At 50.2% G+C, this 17542-nt stretch carries 12 protein-coding genes; all 12 read right to left on the bottom strand.

The features are described 5' to 3' along the window. Positions 1 to 76: 76 nt before the first annotated feature. The 12 genes from ACNKU7_RS04425 to ACNKU7_RS04370 all read right to left on the bottom strand — a co-directional run bounded on the left by ACNKU7_RS04425 (position 77) and on the right by ACNKU7_RS04370 (position 17506). The gene (locus ACNKU7_RS04425) at positions 77 to 2206 is read right to left on the bottom strand and encodes a glycosyltransferase family 2 protein (protein ID WP_418295758.1); all 2130 of its coding nucleotides are present in this window, start codon (positions 2204 to 2206) and stop codon (positions 77 to 79) included. Between the two features lie 240 nt (positions 2207 to 2446). Then, a complete protein-coding gene (locus tag ACNKU7_RS04420) occupies positions 2447 to 3391 on the bottom strand; it encodes a sulfotransferase family protein (protein ID WP_418295757.1) in 945 nt (314 codons plus the stop codon). Continuing rightward, on the bottom strand, positions 3391 to 5451 hold the full coding sequence (locus tag ACNKU7_RS04415; protein ID WP_418295756.1) for a glycosyltransferase family 2 protein: 2061 nt from the start codon (positions 5449 to 5451) through the stop codon (positions 3391 to 3393). The genes ACNKU7_RS04420 and ACNKU7_RS04415 overlap by 1 nt, the downstream gene beginning before the upstream one ends. Positions 5452 to 5745: 294 nt before the next feature. After that, complete coding sequence (locus ACNKU7_RS04410; RefSeq protein WP_418295755.1) at positions 5746 to 6744, bottom strand: GSCFA domain-containing protein; 999 nt, start codon at positions 6742 to 6744, stop codon at positions 5746 to 5748. A gap of 66 nt (positions 6745 to 6810) precedes the next feature. Further along, a complete protein-coding gene (locus ACNKU7_RS04405; RefSeq protein WP_418295754.1) occupies positions 6811 to 7809 on the bottom strand; it encodes a hypothetical protein in 999 nt (332 codons plus the stop codon). Beyond that, positions 7809 to 10538 carry a glycosyltransferase gene (locus ACNKU7_RS04400; RefSeq protein ID WP_418295753.1) on the bottom strand — a complete coding sequence of 910 codons (2730 nt, stop codon included), beginning with the start codon at positions 10536 to 10538 and terminating at the stop codon, positions 7809 to 7811. The genes ACNKU7_RS04405 and ACNKU7_RS04400 overlap by 1 nt, the downstream gene beginning before the upstream one ends. Positions 10539 to 10540: 2 nt before the next feature. After that, on the bottom strand, positions 10541 to 11941 hold the full coding sequence (locus tag ACNKU7_RS04395) for a mannose-1-phosphate guanylyltransferase/mannose-6-phosphate isomerase (RefSeq protein WP_418295752.1): 1401 nt from the start codon (positions 11939 to 11941) through the stop codon (positions 10541 to 10543). An 18-nt stretch (positions 11942 to 11959) separates the two neighbouring features. Further along, a complete protein-coding gene (gene rfbB, locus ACNKU7_RS04390; protein ID WP_418295751.1) occupies positions 11960 to 13078 on the bottom strand; it encodes a dTDP-glucose 4,6-dehydratase in 1119 nt (372 codons plus the stop codon). An 82-nt stretch (positions 13079 to 13160) separates the two neighbouring features. Continuing rightward, on the bottom strand, positions 13161 to 14021 hold the full coding sequence (rfbD, locus tag ACNKU7_RS04385; RefSeq protein ID WP_418295750.1) for a dTDP-4-dehydrorhamnose reductase: 861 nt from the start codon (positions 14019 to 14021) through the stop codon (positions 13161 to 13163). A 123-nt stretch (positions 14022 to 14144) separates the two neighbouring features. Beyond that, positions 14145 to 14693, bottom strand: a complete 549-nt coding sequence (gene rfbC / locus ACNKU7_RS04380) for a dTDP-4-dehydrorhamnose 3,5-epimerase (protein ID WP_418295749.1) — start codon at positions 14691 to 14693, stop codon at positions 14145 to 14147. 118 nt (positions 14694 to 14811) lie between these two features. Continuing rightward, the gene (gene rfbA, locus ACNKU7_RS04375) at positions 14812 to 15726 is read right to left on the bottom strand and encodes a glucose-1-phosphate thymidylyltransferase RfbA (RefSeq protein ID WP_418295748.1); all 915 of its coding nucleotides are present in this window, start codon (positions 15724 to 15726) and stop codon (positions 14812 to 14814) included. A 145-nt stretch (positions 15727 to 15871) separates the two neighbouring features. Next, positions 15872 to 17506, bottom strand: a complete 1635-nt coding sequence (locus ACNKU7_RS04370; protein WP_418295747.1) for a polysaccharide biosynthesis/export family protein — start codon at positions 17504 to 17506, stop codon at positions 15872 to 15874. Positions 17507 to 17542: the final 36 nt, after the last annotated feature.

The raw sequence follows: 17542 nt of genomic DNA, 5'->3' as shown, positions 1-17542 counted from the left end.
ATAATGAGGGCCGCAACGATTATGCCAAAGGTCATCTGTCACGCCCATGGGCAATACCAGATGACCCCGTGCGTGATCAGGCCAGTGAAAAATCTTCGTAAATCAGGGTCAGGTTGGGATTATAAGCCGGATCCGAGTCCAACTGCGCCCCCCAACGGCGGCGCATATAGTCAGCCTCGCGCTGCGCACGACGGCGCTTGGCCAACGTATCGTCGGCACCTCGCGACAAGGATTCATGATGATAAAGCTCGGCATGGGGGGTCCAAAGGTTACGGTAACCCGCTTCACGCACCTTCAGGCAAAGATCCACATCGTTATAGGCAACTGCCAGATCCTTCTCGTTAAGCCCCCCCACCTCTTCGAAAACAGACTTCCGGAGCAAAAGACAGGCACCAGTCACTGCGGACAAATTTTGCACAGCCTGTAGACGCCCCATATAACCCGGAGCTTCGCGCAAGGCATATTTGTGACTGTGCCCAGCTGTACCACCGATTCCTAAAATTACTCCTCCATGTTGCACCGTATCGTTACCGTAATACAGCTTCGCGCCCACACAACCAATGTCTTCTCGGCAGGCCTGAGAAACCATTTCGCACAACCAACCAGGTGTAATCACCTCAATGTCATTATTGATCAACCCCAACATCGAGCCCCGCGCCAAAGTAACACCATAATTATTGATGGCAGAATAATTAAACGGATGATTCCAGCGGTGCACACGCACCCGCGAGTCGGACTGCACACTCTCGAAGTAGGCCAACGTCTCCGAACAACGGCTCTGGTTATCCAGAACCAGTATTTCAAAATTTGGGTATAGCGTTTTTTCCAGAATCGAATCCACACATTGACGCAGGATATCTACACCATCCCGGGTGGGTACAAGCAAACTAACCATTGGTGCCGGCTCGGGCAACGGCCAATGGTGGCGGGCAACTGCCGAGCACTGTAAAGAGTATGGCTGATGGACATCCAGGAAAACTGTGCTCTTACCCCCGCCTATTTCCCGTACATACCTCTTCAAACTCTCACGCTCTTCCGTGCAAAGGATTTCCAAATCAGCTTCGGCTAACCGCTTCTGGTGATAGAGAACCCGCGGAACATGCACGATTTCCGATTCAGACAAAAGATCACGGCAGCGCATTAAATTGGCATACACCGACGCCCCTTGCCCTGCTGGAAAACCGCCTCCCAGACGTTCCAAAAGATCCTGCCGAAAAAAGCAGCACTGCCCTATGTAGTTGTAAGCAAGTAATAGATCCGGATTCCAGCCAGGCTTGAAGAGCGGCGCTTCCCTACCACCAACCCGATTTAGACCATCGGTATCGGTATACAGTAGTTTCGCATCCGGACTCTCACTGATTGATTGAGCAGCTGTGTAAAGGGCATGAATATGCAAACGGCCCGAACCCGGAAGTTCAGAGAAAAACTGATAACTGGTTTCGGATTCACCGAACTTTGGCAAGGGCAATTTCGCATCTACTACCACAACACGAGGGTCATTCTTGATTGCAGTATAAAAGTCCTCGAGAGCAGGGTGTCCAGCTTGCTCAAGGATCGGGCAAATTTCCACCGCAAGGTGCCAATATGGATACGATTGCGCTAGCACCGAGCACGCAGCCTGCAATGCGTATTCCGCATTTTGCAGCGAGAACCGCAGGCGTATGACGAATTCCGTCGCTTTATCCATGCTGGCCAAAAAGGCGGAAATTTCTTTGCTACCGGGAACCTGATCGACCTCTACCTGGGCAAGCCACTCGGAGTAACCCGCTTCAGGACAGCGTTTATGGAAGGTTTCCCCATAATGGGCCAACGCCACAGAACGCCAACTGCGCCCTTTGGCTATTGCTTCACGCTTTAATGCAGTGCGAACAGAGCCCTTACTCTGAGCGCGAAAATTACGGTGCATATTGGCCAGCCGCTGACACAGTCGGTCACGGGCAAAATGCGGGGCGAGCCATGCAAGGTAGCAGTGAGAGACTTCTGACTCAGCGAAAGGATAGAGTTCCGAAGACTCTTCATCATTTGGACCGGCAACTTCAAGCTCCAGCGCATGAACCCGGGCTGGAAAATAGCAAATTCGCTTAGCTACTTTGCCCCGACGCAGCGGCAATGTAACTGAGAGCGCTGGATCAAACCCCGCTCCGCAATCTACTCGCAATTGTACGTGCCGAGCACCTCTGGCGTCGGCCAGCTGGAACTCAAACATGTGCCAACCTTTACCTGGCAAGCGGCCCTGCCATCTCAGTATGGGCCTAGCTCTACTACCTCCAATAAGAGGTAAGCCATTCGGTTTTAACCGAAAGATATTGCGTATTGGTCTCAAACTCTACCTCTCTGGAGACCGCTATCCGCACGCCTCGCCATCCATCCCCGGTCAGGTATTATCGAATTCCCAGTGGGAACGGGGAGTAATTTGATCACATTCACACGACAAAGCTGTGATTACTCAAACTAACTGATAGGTATTTGGGAGTATCTGCCCAGTATCAGCCACTCTGCAAACAATCTCTTGTCCAGTCTCGACCCTTGGCAGATCGGCAACAAAACCAACCTGGCCATTACGCATAACCCCTTGTGCGCGCAACCCGGGCCGATCAAGCCTGGCGAAAACCTGCGCGTGCACCGTACCATTTACTAAAATTTCGATTTTGGCCGGCGCATCCCCAGTCTCTGGCGCAGCCCAGCCATACAGCTTACCATCGCGAACCTCGCGTACTTCACCCGCAGTAAAGGTCTTTCCCGCATTCTTCAATTGACATCGCCACTGAAATTGCTCCAAAGCAGCGTCGTAAAAACGAATATCCCTTTGATTAATTTTCTTCACTTCCTCAAGCTGATCTGCCGGGATCTCATATTCGCGAACATTATCTCGCCCCCTATTCTCTTCCAGAAGCGGAACCGACAACCCGAATTTAGCCTCGACAAATTCAAGGGACTCACGGTAATACTCGGTAAAGCCAATCATACCCAGAGCAGGCCAGGATACGTTATCGAACATTCTCAGCTGCCGATTAATGAATGGCGCTGACCGGTAGAAGGTAGGGAAATCCTGTTTGTACTCATAGTTACGCACGAAATGCTGATACTCGGAGTAAACACGCTGCACAGGATCTCGCAGAAAGGTGAAACAACGCTGTACACCAAACGCAGGCACATACCTCTGGGCATTAAAGTGACCTGTTATAAAATGGTAACCGCCATTATCAAACTCGCGCCGGAACTGCCAGAGATCGCGCTGATTCAATACCCAATCGCGCACTATAGAGCTTGTCTCTGGTGACTGCGGACCGTAGTCACGCACGACACGATCAGCGCCCAGCAACTGATCTACACCAAACCGGAAACTGGTACCCGCAGTTTTAGGCACATGAATAAAAACCAAAGGGTTCATTAAACTACTTCCCTCAGGGAAAAATCCTCACGCGAATGCGTAAGGTTGGGGTTATAAAATGGGTCGCGCTTTAACAGTGCATCCCAGCGCTCTGCCAGCCGGGCCTTTTCCTCATCAAAGCGGGCAATCTTTTCTGGAGTATCTTCTTGCCCTCGGGATTTGCTTTCGTGGTGGTAGAGTTCGGCAAATGGTGTAAATACATTAAGGTAACCAGCCGCTTGCACGCGCAGGCAAAAGTCAACGTCGTTATAGGCCACCGCATAAGCCTCATCCAAACCACCAACCTTGTGGTAAATAGACTTACGTACAAACAGGCAAGCACCAGTTACCGCACTCAGATTTTGTCGTACCTTCAAGCGATTGAAATAGCCCTGACTCGTGCGCGGCGAGCCGCGGTGGGAGTGTGCCGCATAACCACCCAGCCCCAGAATGACGCCTGCGTGTTGCACTGTATCGTCCGGATAATACAGCAACGCACCAACGCAGCCATTCTCCGGCTGCTGCGCTAAAGACACCAGCTCTTCTAACCAGCCTGGAGTAATTACTTCAATGTCGTTATTGATCAGCCCAAGTATTTCGCCCCGGGCATGAGCCGCACCGAAATTATTGATCGCGGAATAGTTAAACGGGCGATCATACGGAAGCACCCGGATCCGGGAATCCTGCTGCTGAATCGCCTGAAACCAGTCGAGCGCATCAGATGTAACACTCTGGTTATCGAGAATTAGTATTTCGAAATTCTGATAGGTCGAGCATGCCAGAATAGATTCCACACAGGGCTGTAAGACTTCGAGCATATCCCGCGTGGGAATCAACAAGCTGACAAGCGGCTCTCCCTGAACCGGGTATTCAATCCGATATAAATTATCATCGTCTGTCGGCAGTACTTCCCCCAAAATACCCATTGCATTCAGGTGATCCTGCAACGCCTTTTCACCCGCAGCAGAAGTGTATGACTTTTGGTCAGAACCGAGCGCCGTGGATCCCTGATGAGCTCGCCAGTGGTACAGAACTCGCGGGATATGCACAATATTTTCCGGTGCTATTTTTGCAGAACAGCGTAGCAACAGGTCGTAATCTTGCGCACCTTCAACACCGGCACCCTCACGAAAACCACCCACAGATTGGATTAATGAATGACGATAAACGGCCAGATGGGTGACATAATTATGCGAGAGCGCCAGCGCCGGATTCCAATCAGATTTGTAATGAGGCGCAAAACGGCGGCCGTCTTCATCTATAAAGTCTTCATCAGAATACAGAAGCTCAGCTTCCGGGTGCGCCTGAATGGTACTGACCACCTCCAGCAAAGCGTGCTCGAACAAGCAGTCATCATGATCCAGAAAGGCCACATAGTCGCCTTTTGCCAACGACAAAGCAGTATTACTGGCCGCACAAATATGTCCATTTTCCACACGCTGAATAAACTGAATACGGGAATCCAATTCTGCATAGCGTCGCAAAGTCTTGGCCACTTCAGGATCACTGGACGCATCATCCGCAATACACAGTTGCCAATGGGGATAAGACTGCGCAAGAACAGAATCGAGGCAGGAGACTAAATGCTGAATTGGGGGGTTAAATACCGGAACAACGACAGAAATCAAAGGTGAAATAGTTAGCCCATCAAGCTCACGAGTAACATTCGGCTTAGTAAAACGCGCGCCCTCGAGCTTTATTTGCGCTTCATAACCTGAGAGTGAGCGACGAACAAACAACGCATCATATTCCGCCCACAAAGCCTCTCGCCCCAGTGCCTTCGCCGCCGGATGAGATTCCATCAGGCCTGCGTTAACCAGCTTCCGTGCCATACAGCGGACCGCAAAACCAGCGGTCACCTTGGCCAAAACAAACTGCCCAATCTGAATCAGGGCGGGAAAGTCACATGGATCAAAGCGTAACGCATGGACACGAGAGGGAAAGTAGCAAAGCCGCTTGGACAAGCGGCCAGACTCGATGGGCAGCGAGATAGACTCTAACTCTGTATAGCCGTGGCCATAGTCTACGTAGAGTTTGCCGGGAAGCACCGCTGTATCCGCTGTTGCCACCACCTCAAGCATATACCAGCCGCGAGGCAGCAGCCCGGACCCAGGCTCAACAAGAAAGGCAGGATCAGAGCTAGTGCATTTCCAAGCTCCAGATGTAGGACTACACCCCTGAAGTGGAACCAAGTCAAAACTTTGGCGTCGATTAAGCCAGCGGCGAAACTCACCGACAGTATATCGACCTAAATGCGCATACAAATACACTTACAACTCATATAAATTGGAAACAATGCGCTCAACTCCCGATGCATTCAAGGTTTCGCGCCGACACACCTTCCCAGCTAAAAATCAACCACTAAACAGAGCTGGCTAAGGAAAAACGTTCGGTTTCGTTAGAAACCCCCGCATAATATGAGCAACAACACAATCCTTTACATGTACATTGTCATCAACAAAACTAGACAATCCACCACTACTCACAATTTCAAAACTAGGAAAATAAGAAACAAATGCAAAATCCCGAACCAACCTCTCAGCACAAACCCTCAAGACTGACTTTGAGTATGAGTTTGAAATAATTGCATCCCCCCCAAAAAAAGTCGTCTGCAAAGGGACAGGGGAGACAGTAATAAAAAGATTTGAAACTTCAGACTCTTCAACTCTTGAGATAGCCTCGCCCAACAACTCGTAACTACTGTCAACATCAAATCGAACAAACTTGAAACGCCCAGGATTCTTTTCTACAACAGGAAAAGGCGGCATACGGTTAAGATATAAACCATCTTCGACATCAAACCAAGACTCAATCAAACCTAGAGTTAAAATTAACGTATCAGAAGTTGGTAATTCAGAGTAAATCGCATCAATCTCTGCTCGCCGCTCCATTAGCCGGTCATACGTTACTACACTACCTCCCGGTAAGAGCAAATCAATACACTCTTCCCCCTGTCCAGCTATCGCGCTCGTAGAGCAACCTAAGCCATCCATAGCACGACCAATTCGCTGCGCCATTGACCCTGGATTATACTCGTTCAGTAGATCATTCGGAGCATTAGGACTTTCCGTGTTTGGAGTGGAAAATTTTCTTGTGGGCAATAAAAAATCACCAATCTCAGACAGCGCTTTTTCGACACTTCTTGCAAAACAAGAGCCTATAGTAAAAACCTTTGAGCCAGGTTGAATTGGCATAGCGCCCTCCATTCGAGGAACGAGTAACTCCAACTCATCCTTAACCAGCTCTCCAACCCTCTGACACCTATGATCATAACGAGCAGGAAAACGCTTCACAGGATTCTTTACTGACTTTCGAATAACTTCAGACGCATCGAAAACTTCCATCACATCAAACACCACCTGAGCAATCCACACGTAACGAAAAGCTCAATAGAAATTAAGCTGAGCCTCAAACTTCACTGTAACGCTCAGGATCGCACTCTATGAAACATCCTGACCAGACCTAAAAGATCGAACCGAAGAAACAAACAACTTCGCCAACATCCTCACGTTCACCCCCGAATACAAATCGTCAGGATGATACAACGCTGAATCAGGCAACACCAACATAACACCAAATTCGTCCTTTAATGCCTGATTACTCCGTAAACAATGCTCACGAATAAACTCAACATCTCCAGATTTAATTATCGACCTCTCAGGGGCCAAATAGTTAAAATCTGAGTCAACCAATGAAACAATCTCTCTATTCAACCGGTGCCGCTCATCAGCAGGCATTTCGAAACGATTAAAAAATCTAATCAGATCCAAATGAGGCCTATCCAGTGATTGATTGACAACTTCAGGAGAAACCACAGAAACCGATTCAACTAGCTCAGAAGAAAAGCCGATACTGGAAAAGAAAAATGGAGCTACATCATTTTTTGCCTCTGCATAATTCAACGCAAGCACTCTAGATACAAATGGAACACTGCGCCAACCAGATGCTATGGAATAATAGTCCATGGCATCCACGTTATCCTCTTCCTTCACAAACTCCGAAAATGTTAAACCGCATTTCGTTACCGGATCCTTAACCATTTGGTTGTACACCGATGCGAGCCAACTCACTTGCTCACGAAAAACCAAAACAACAATTACATCACTGAAGAGCTTTTCTACGAAATTAGAAAACTTAGAGAAATTCCCACAACTAAATGCCTTTTTTAGCAATTCGCTACTTAGTATAACTGTTTCACAGCGACTAGCTATAATCTCATTTTCGAGCCGCGCCAAAAGGTCACCAAATAACTCACGCTCTCCCCATGCATCTATTTCGAACATAGAAAACGCAAGCCTGTGGTGAGACTTATCTCCCCACAGGCATACATCTGGGTACAAAATGCCTTTGGACAACAGCTTGTCTCTAATCGAAAAGAGAGACGCTTGAACAGCACTCGTACCTGTTTTCTCAGGCCCAGCATGCAGTATGAGCTTCACTATAATAATGCCTCAAGAATATGGTTCGAAAAACACTCAGAATCATAAGTTGCGGCCAAAGACTTAACATCCTCTGACAAAGAGTAAGGATTATTAAGAACCTCCATGGTCACTCCTGCAAACTCACTTATTGACTTAGCTCTAAGGTGAGGGAAAGACTGCAAAACTTCAGCTGGCCCTCCGTCCTTCCAAACCACAGGAATTGCACCGAATGACATCGCTTCAACTGGAGTAATTCCAAAGTGTTCAAACAACTCCGGTTTACGATCTACCGACTCGTTGATACCGGTACCGTGCCAATAAAAGTGTGCTCTTCTATATAGCTCCCGAAGCTGCGAAAGTGGCGCATTGACATAAAAATCAACCGGCAAACCTGTTGCTGTCTCTTTCAAACGCGCAAAATATTCCCGGTCAACTTCAGATGATGCAAGTGAACCAACAAAACTCAACCTGAACTTCTGCTTCAGCCCTGCCGCTGCGGCTCTATCCACCAAGCAACGGAAAGCTTCAATCAATTCAAGCTGTTTCTTGCAATGCCCGCCAGCAATATACCGCCCGACATTCATTATCTGAATTTCATCAGCGGACCAATCTTTCTCCACAGCCTCTTTGTTAGTCTCTACTGGTGGTGAAAGAACTTCTACTGCTGGAATTTTAACCGAGTATTTCTTTGCCTCTCGAATGTAGTTCTTGCGAGTAAACTCAGAGTTCACAATAACTGTATCGTACTCTTCAACATTTTCTAGGCAGTGTGTCACATGCCAGGAAGACATAGGGAACGGGAATTGACAATGGTATATATTTTTCTTACGACCGATAGCCCGTATTGCCGGTGACAATTCATTGCTCATGGCCACGAACACATCCACGTGCGGCAAAGTGTTGAGCTTTCGCTGCTCAAGCAACCGTATACCTTCTACATTCACGCCAAGCGCGGCCCCCATAGTTGCCAGCCGATAATAGCTATAGCGAGTGGGCGTTACGAAGTAAGTGATATGCTGCTCCGAGAGCGTAGCCGCTATAGACAGAATGTAGCGCTCGCCGCCTCCGGGAGTTAAGTCATAAGGAGAAAAAACAACCGCAATACTGTCCTGAGCGCCTGGCTTGTCGAGCAAAGGGGACTCCATAATGTATGAAGAGCTATCCGGCACCTCCACTGTACCTTCTCCCCTTAAGTAGTCACCCCACTTCTCGACAAATTTCATGCGGTTAGTATTGATCAACCCACCAAAGTCGAAACCAATGCGAGGATCTTTGGACGTGGCATTTTCAACGTGATATACGGTTGATTCGGGCTTATAGCGGATACAACCACCAATGGCAGCCAGCTTTGCAGACAAATCTGCATCTTCGTAATAGGCGGGCTCGTATCGCAAGTCAAAACCGCCCAACCGAGCAAACACTTGCTTTTTCATGAACAAGCACGCTGCCGAAGCATGACTCACATCGGTATCAAAATTGAACTGCTTATTATTGGGATCAAGGCCCTTGCCGAACTGTACATTCTGCCCGCAAGAATTGATTTGGCCTCCAGCCTCCTGCAGGCGCCCATCCGGAAACAGGAATTTTGGTGAGCTCGCGACGTAATTCTCGTCATTAATGGCTCCCAACAATGGCTTTTCCCAGCCTCGTGTTACAAAGGCGTCATTATTCAGGAAGCAGACAATGTCACTAGCGGTTTCTTCCGCGCCGATATTATTTGCCTCTCCAAAATAGCGGTTGACTTCCAGCCTCACGAGTTTCAGATTAGGCAAGCCGCGCAAAGTCGCCAGTTTGGCAAACTCTTCATCCAGACTTCCGTTATCGACTACCACAATTTCACAAGGAACTTCTGAGCTACTTAATATCTGAGCCACACACTGGATAGTCATTCCCGATTTATTCCAGTTTACAATCACTACTGAAAACTGGGGATCCTGGGGATCTACGATGCCTTTCTTCTTTCGCAGGGTATCTGACAACGCTTCGATCGCCGAATCATAGTCAGCCAACTCATAGTCTACAGTTTTCTCAGCCAGAGCGGCAAAGACATCTTTATCGGTAAATCTCCCTTCCGCCTTTCCAAACAGATCATAATGGCGCAATAACCCAATAGCTCTCGCACCCGGGATGGAAGTATCATAGTACTCAGGCGAAAATAGACTCGTACCACAATAAGAGAAGTATTTATAGGGAGTAAAGACCTCCTCTTCGCTCAATTCATTACGAACAGTTAGGCATTCAATAAGCGGGTGAGTTTTCCCGCAGCCACCGGCTTTCAAAAAATGCTCTAGCCCGCAAACGCCCGCTGGGACATCATTCACTTCCCGATAAAATTTCTCGTTAAAATATGGAGATGGGCTACCCCGCTCATCCGACAAAATATAGTGCTCAAGCGGATTAACCCCCTCCATGACCCCATATTTACTCTGATAATATTCCACATCAAACAAATAATGTGGACGTCGGTTCTCCCTATACCCAAATTTCAGGTAATGATCCAGGGGATTTAGGCCAACCTCCTTCACATCCGGATTTTCGAGCATGTAAAACTCAGTCGAAAATACAGCACAGGGATCTACACCGTCCCGCCAACCTTTTTCAAAGAAGTACTCTTTAGCAGCTTGTTTACTGGAAAACTCACTTCCTACCTGGGCTTCGATATATTCTTTATCAATGTAGATCGAAGCTTCCTCGTCGTATCCACGGCCTTTATTAAAAAACCCAAACATATTTACTGCTTTGCCCATGGTCAAACCCTGCCGTACTTATCTTCAAATCGAACAATATCATCCTCACCCAAGTAAGATCCCGTTTGCACTTCGATCATTTCCAACGGAATCCGCCCGGGGTTCTCGAGCGCATGTACTACCCCGATAGGGATAAAGGTCGACTCATTCTCAGACACCAAAAATGTCTTCTCTCCTACGGTGACCTTTGCGGTACCAGATACCACAATCCAATGCTCAGCACGGTGATGATGCATCTGTACAGATAACTTGGCACCTGGATTCACGGTGATACGCTTTACCTGGTCACGGGAACCGAAATCGATCGAATCGTATTTCCCCCATGGCCGATACACTTCTCGGTCATGCAGGTATTCAGATCGATCTTCTTTCTTGAGCCGATTTACAACTGATTTGATATCCTGGACTCTATCGCGATTGGCTACTAACAAAGCATCCTTCGTCTGAACGATAACTATATTATCCAAGCCTACTGCAGCTACGAGCTTTTGCCCCGCATCGATGTAACAACCTTTTGCATCGTGGGCGATAACATCACCCCTAAAAACATTATCCTGATCATCTTTAGGACTGATATCCCAAATGCTTGCCCAACACCCCACATCGCTCCAGCGGGCATCCATAGGAACAACTACAGCCTTATCTGTATGTTCCATTACTGCATAGTCGATCGAATCCTCTGCACAGGCGCGGAAGTGATTCGGCTCTGGACGGATAAAACACATGTCATTGCTGGCACCTTCCATAGCTGCGTGGCAAGACTTCAGTAGCTCTGGCCTATAACGCTCTAATTCTTGCAAGTAGGTCTCGGCGCGGAACATAAACATACCACTGTTCCAGAAGTATTCGCCGCTAGCGAGATATTGTTCAGCAGTCTCTTTATCGGGCTTTTCAACAAACTGCTTGATGGCTGAAGGCCCGTGAATTGACTCAGCCTTGATGTAACCGTAACCGGTATGTGCCGACCGCGGTACAACCCCAAAGGCGACCAAGCTATTCCTTGTAGCATTTTCTGTAGCCGCCGCCACCGCGTGACGAAAAGCCTCGTGATCCGCGATCACATGATCGGCAGCAAGCACCAGTAACATGGCATCAGGCCCAGCAGTAAGTGCCGCCAGCGCAATTGCTGGTGCAGTGTTACGACCTACAGGCTCCAAAATGATGCGAGCATTTTCGTTCCCACATTGCCGCATTGTTTCAGCAGCAAGGAAACGATGCTCCTCATTACAGATAATTATCGGGTCAGTTGAGTCCATCCCTTCAATGCGAGATAGAGTCTCTGCAAGCATTGAGTGCTCACCCAGTAAACTCAAAAACTGCTTTGGCATTAACTGCCTAGATGCCGGCCAAAGGCGGCTCCCCGTGCCGCCAGCCATAATCACTGGAGTGATCTTAGTCCCCACTTTAGGTACCCCTGTATTTCAGATTTCGTATTGTTTTTTTACCCAATCTTGGTAGCTACCATCCATCACAGATGCCCACCAATTTTCATTCTCAAGAAACCACTGTACGGTTTTGGCAATACCGCTATCAAAGGTTTCAGCCGGCTGATACTCAAGCTCCTTATTTGACTTGGTGGGATCAATCGCGTAGCGACGGTCGTGGCCAGCTCGATCTTTTACATAGGTAATCAATTTCGCCGATTTACCCTGCCTTGCGTTAGCTGCAAGCGGATAACGCTCTGCAAGCTGGGGGTTTTCTTTGAATGCTTTATCCATCAGACCGCAGATCAACTTGACGATATCGATATTGGCCCATTCATTGATACCACCGATGTTGTAGCATTCTCCAAGGCGACCTTTCTTGATAACCAGATCAATGCCACGCGCGTGATCCTCTACATAGAGCCAATCGCGAATCTGTTGGCCGTCTCCATAAATCGGTAGCGGCTTATCATGCAGGATGTTGGTAATCACCAGCGGAATCAGTTTTTCCGGGAAGTGGTATGGCCCGTAGTTATTAGAGCAATTACTGGTGGTTACATTCAGGCCATACGTATGATGGTATGCACGCACCAGGTGGTCTGAAGCCGCCTTGCTCGCAGAGTAAGGACTGTTTGGCGCGTACGGCGTGGTCTCGCTGAACGCAGGGTCATTCGGCCCAAGTGTTCCGTAAACCTCATCGGTGGAAACATGGTGGAAGCGGTGGTTCTCTTTATTGAGTCCCTCATCCAACCAGACCTTCTTAGCCGCCTTGAGCAGGCTGTGGGTACCGATGATATTGGTTTCGATAAATGCATCCGGCCCGGTAATCGAGCGGTCTACATGGCTCTCTGCCGCAAAATGCACCAGCGTATCGATGCGATGCTCTTTCAGCAGCGTCTCCACCAGATCCGTGTCACAGATGTTGCCGTGGCAGAATACAAAATTGGCATTTTCCGCTACCGGATCCAGGTTGGCTTTATTACCGGCGTAGGTCAGCGCATCCAGCACGACCACTTTGTCTTGCGGGTAGGTCGTCATCCAGTAGTGGACAAAGTTAGCGCCGATGAAGCCGGCTCCGCCGGTTACCAGTAAGTTACTCATTGTTTTCAGTTCCATTGGTCTGGATTCCGGCGTGCGCCGGAATGACGATGTTTTAAGTCTTTGGCTTGATTCCGGTTGCCGCTGGAATCAAAGGAATTTAACTTGCGAGGACGGAGCGCAGAACTTTTCGCCAGTGCCCGAGCGATACACCCGCTTCTGCTACCAGACGTGTCTTGTCCAGCACACTGTAGGATGGGCGGGATGCCGGCGTTGGATAATCACTGGTGGCAATAGGATTAACTTTAAGTGCTTTATCCTGTGGCAGAAGGCCAGCCGCTTTGCCTTCTTCATAGATGGCCACAGCAAAATCGTACCAGCTTGCCGCACCGGCATCAGTGCAGTGGAAAACGCCCTTTGCTTCCCGGCTGGTGGCCAATGCATAGAGGCTTTTTGCCAGAGTTCCGGCCCAAGTTGGCGTGCCGATCTGGTCTGCTACCACGCCCAGTACGTCGCGCTCGTTCATCAGGCGCAGCATGGTGGTGACGAAGTTGCCACCTTCGCGATCATAGACCCAGGCCGTGCGTACAATGACAGCTTCCGGCAGGATCGCCTCAATGGCCTCTTCCCCCCGGGCTTTACTCTCGCCATAAACACCAAGCGGTTTACGTACGTCTTGTGGCTGGTACGGCTGTGACTTTTTTCCATCGAACACGAAGTCAGTGGATACGTGGATCAAACGGATACCCAGCTCGCGGCAGGCGAGGGCCAGGTTTTCTGGTCCGCGGGCGTTGATGGCGTGGGCCTGCTCGATATCAGATTCGGCTTTATCTACCGCTGTGTAGGCCGCAGCATTGATCACCACGTCTGGCCGGACTTGCTCAAGTACAGAAAATACTTGCGCTTTATCCGCAATATTCAAGGTTTCACGGCCATGGGCGATAACAGTGATATCTGCAGGTGCCTGCTTTTGTAGCTGCTTACCGAGCTGGCCGTTTTTTCCGGTTACTAAGACTTTCATAATTTTTTCTGGATCCCGGCAAACCCCGGAATAACTAGTTTTTTATTTGTGGATACCGGATCAAGCCCGGGATGACGGAAGCCTCTCTCCTGGATCCCGGATCAAGTCCGGGATGACGGAGTATTAGTCGAACGTGACCGCGTCTTTGAGGAGCTTGCCCTCGGCATCTTTGGCGGAGAGCTTGGGCTGCTCGCCGTTTACCAGTGGCCACTCAATACCCACTTCCGGGTCGTCCCAGCGCAACGAATGCTCGTGCTCCGGTGCGTAGTAATCGGTGCACTTGTATACAAACTCGGCGGATTCGCTTGTCACGTAGAACCCATGGGCAAAGCCTTCCGGCACCCAAAGCTGGCGCTTGTTCTCTTCGCTCAAAAACACGCCCACCCACTGCCCGAAGGTCGGGGAGCTTTTGCGCATGTCCACCGCCACGTCAAATACTTCACCGGCAGTGACGCGTACCAGTTTGCCCTGGGTGCTCTGGGTCTGGTAATGCAGGCCGCGCAGAATACCCTGGCTGGATTTGCTGTGGTTGTCCTGCACAAAGGTGCGCTCGGCACACTCGCGGCTGAAGAAATCCTGGCGGAAGGTTTCCAGGAAGAATCCGCGCTCATCGCCGAAGACTTTGGGTTCGATGACTTTTACATCGGGGATTTTGGTTTCGATTACTTTCATAACTATCTCTTTCCCGCCTGGCAGATTCTTGCGCCCTGCAAAATCTGCATTTCGGCTGGGCGGCACACCGCTATCCAGCGCAGTCGCAACAGGCTCCTACAAATATTGAACCTGCTTTTTAGCGCGAAAAAACATGATCGGTTTTGGACTCAGCGAGTATCTGCATCAGGTATTCGCCGTAACCGCTTTTGATTAATGGCTGCGCCTGTTTTTCCAGGGCCTCGGCATCGATGAACCCTTTGCGGAAGGCAACTTCCTCCGGGCAGGCGATTTTCAGGCCCTGGCGACGCTCGATAGTCTGCACAAACTGTGCAGCTTCCAGCAGGTTATCGTGGGTGCCGGTATCCAGCCATGCGGCACCCCGGCCCATCAGCTCGACATTGAGCAGGCCCTGCTCCAGGTACATTCGGTTAAGGTCGGTGATCTCCAACTCACCGCGCGGGCTGGGCTTGATCTCCCGCGCCAGGTCGCATACCTGGTTGTCGTAGAAGTACAGGCCGGTAACCGCGTAGTTGGATTTTGGCTGGGCCGGCTTCTCTTCAATGCTGATGACTTTGCCGGTGCTGTCAAACTCGGCCACACCGTACGCACGCGGATCCGCCACATGGTAGCCAAATACAGTAGCGCCTTCGGTACGCCGATCAGCGTTTTTCAGCACCTCGCTGAAACGCTCTGCGTAGTAGATATTGTCACCCAGAACCAGGGCGCTCGGGTTATTACCCACGTGCTCGCGCCCAATGATAAACGCCTGGGCCAGGCCGTCAGGCGACGGCTGCACGGCATAGGAGAGATTGATGCCCCACTGGCTGCCGTCTTCTAGTAATTTCTGGAACAGATGCTGCTCTTCCGGCGTGGTGATAATCAGGATATCGCGGATACCTGCCATCATCAGGGTTGTAAGCGGGTAGTAAATCATTGGCTTGTCGTACACCGCCATCAGCTGCTTGCTGACGCCTTTGGTCAGCGGGTACAGGCGTGTGCCGGAGCCGCCGGCCAAAATAATTCCCTTTCGTGACGCATTCCCTGTTTTCATTCAATCCCCCAAGTACAATTATGTAAAGTTGCCCGAATACTTTGCAGCAATTTTGGGGCCAATCTCAAACCCCAAAGCCTCTTGCCACAATTTCACGATCTTTTTATCAGTGGCCCAGTAACCCGGGCCACTTCAGTGTTTCCAATCAGAAAGACAGTACAGCCGCAGTCCCTACTGCGATACGGTAAAGAATTTCAGTTACATCTTTCGTGACCTGAAGCTCACTCGCCTGAATTTTTGGCATCACCATGATCTCATCGCCCGGGCGCAGCACATCTTTCAGGCGATTATCGAACTTGCTTTTCTTGATGCGATTGATGGTGCCATCCAGGTGCAGAATCACCAGCTCATCGGTATCCGCATTGTTGGAAAAGCCACCGGCCATTTCGATGTAATCTTCCAGGGTATTGCGCGCGTCAAACACCAGTGACGTTGGGAAAATAACTTCACCAACAACAGAAACCGTAGACGCGCGCAGGGGCACGACCAGTTCATCGCCGTCTTCCAGTAGCATTTCACCAGCCCTGGCGTTGTTGGCCAGCACCACCTGGCCACGGGGCTTGGCATTGCGCGCTTTGGTAATGAAGTTCTGGATCATCGTCGCCGTATCTTTGATCGAGGCATTTTCCGCTGCCGTTGCGGGCTGGCGGGTAAGCGCCTCCATTTCCAGCGCATCCAGCGAGCGCTCCAGTGCGATTTTCTGTTTCTTCGCTACGCTCTTGCGGTACAGTTGCAGCGCGAAAGGATCGGCATTGTCGCGGTAGCGAATTCGATCCAGCAGGTCCTGCAGGGTGGCGCCGTAGGGCAACACATAGGCCGCAGGGCCTTCGATTTCACCATTGACCCGCACAGAGATACTGCTGATTTCACTGTCGCTCACCAGCTCTACATGAGCACCGGGATAGAGCGGTGTTAACAGCGCTTCTTCGAGCGGCATATAGCTGGCCCGCTGCTGGCTATCGATAATTTGGGTGATGCGGGCGAAATTTGCCTGGGGATCAGGCTTTGCCACCATCAGCATTTCACCCAACTGCGTAGTTGGCCCGGTAAATTCGATCTGCCCTGCTTCCTGCACCGCGCCTTCCACACTGATATAGCCCTGGCGCGGGCCGACGACGATGGAGTCGCCGTTGCGCAATTGCAGCGCCGGCATACGGCCATTTACCAGGAAGCTGTACAGGTTGACCTGCTGCACTTCCTTGCCCTGGCGCAGCACCTTGATATCAATAAAGCTGCCGCTCTCACGGCTGATACCGCCTGCACTATCGAGGTAATACAACACCGAATCGGAAGAAAACCCCGGGTACAGCCCCGGACTCTCTACATAGCCGGTCACAAATACCTTTACCGGCTGACTGGCTTCCAGGTTGGCGTAAGCCTGTACGTTGCTCTTGAATACGCGCTTTACATGGCGGAGCACAAACTCATTGAGGCTTCCGTTCTCAACCCCGGCCACATGTACCGGCCCCACCTCCGGAATGAAGATGTTCCCCTGGGCATCCACGGTGAGTACCGCATTGAAGCTGTAGGCCCCCCACAGCTGCAGCGCGATCTGGTCGCCCACGGTTACCCGGTAGCCACCGTTAAATCCGCGGAAAGGCTGGTCTTTAAAGGCCCCCTTGAACAGGGATTGACCAAACACCGGCAAGTGATCGCCTTCAGCAACCGCGCGCTGTTCTTTACTCAGCTGCTGCGTATCGAGCGCGAGCGCGCCGGAGCACAGGCCGATCGACACCAGCATCCCCAGTATCCATTGTTTAATAGCGAACTGCTTTCCCATAACTTCTCTGGTCATCATGTTGTTATTAGCCCCCAG

The sequence above is a fragment of the Microbulbifer weihaiensis genome (genome assembly GCF_048323715.1).
Taxonomy (GTDB): domain Bacteria; phylum Pseudomonadota; class Gammaproteobacteria; order Pseudomonadales; family Cellvibrionaceae; genus Microbulbifer.
This window is presented reverse-complemented; position numbering and strand designations above follow the sequence as displayed.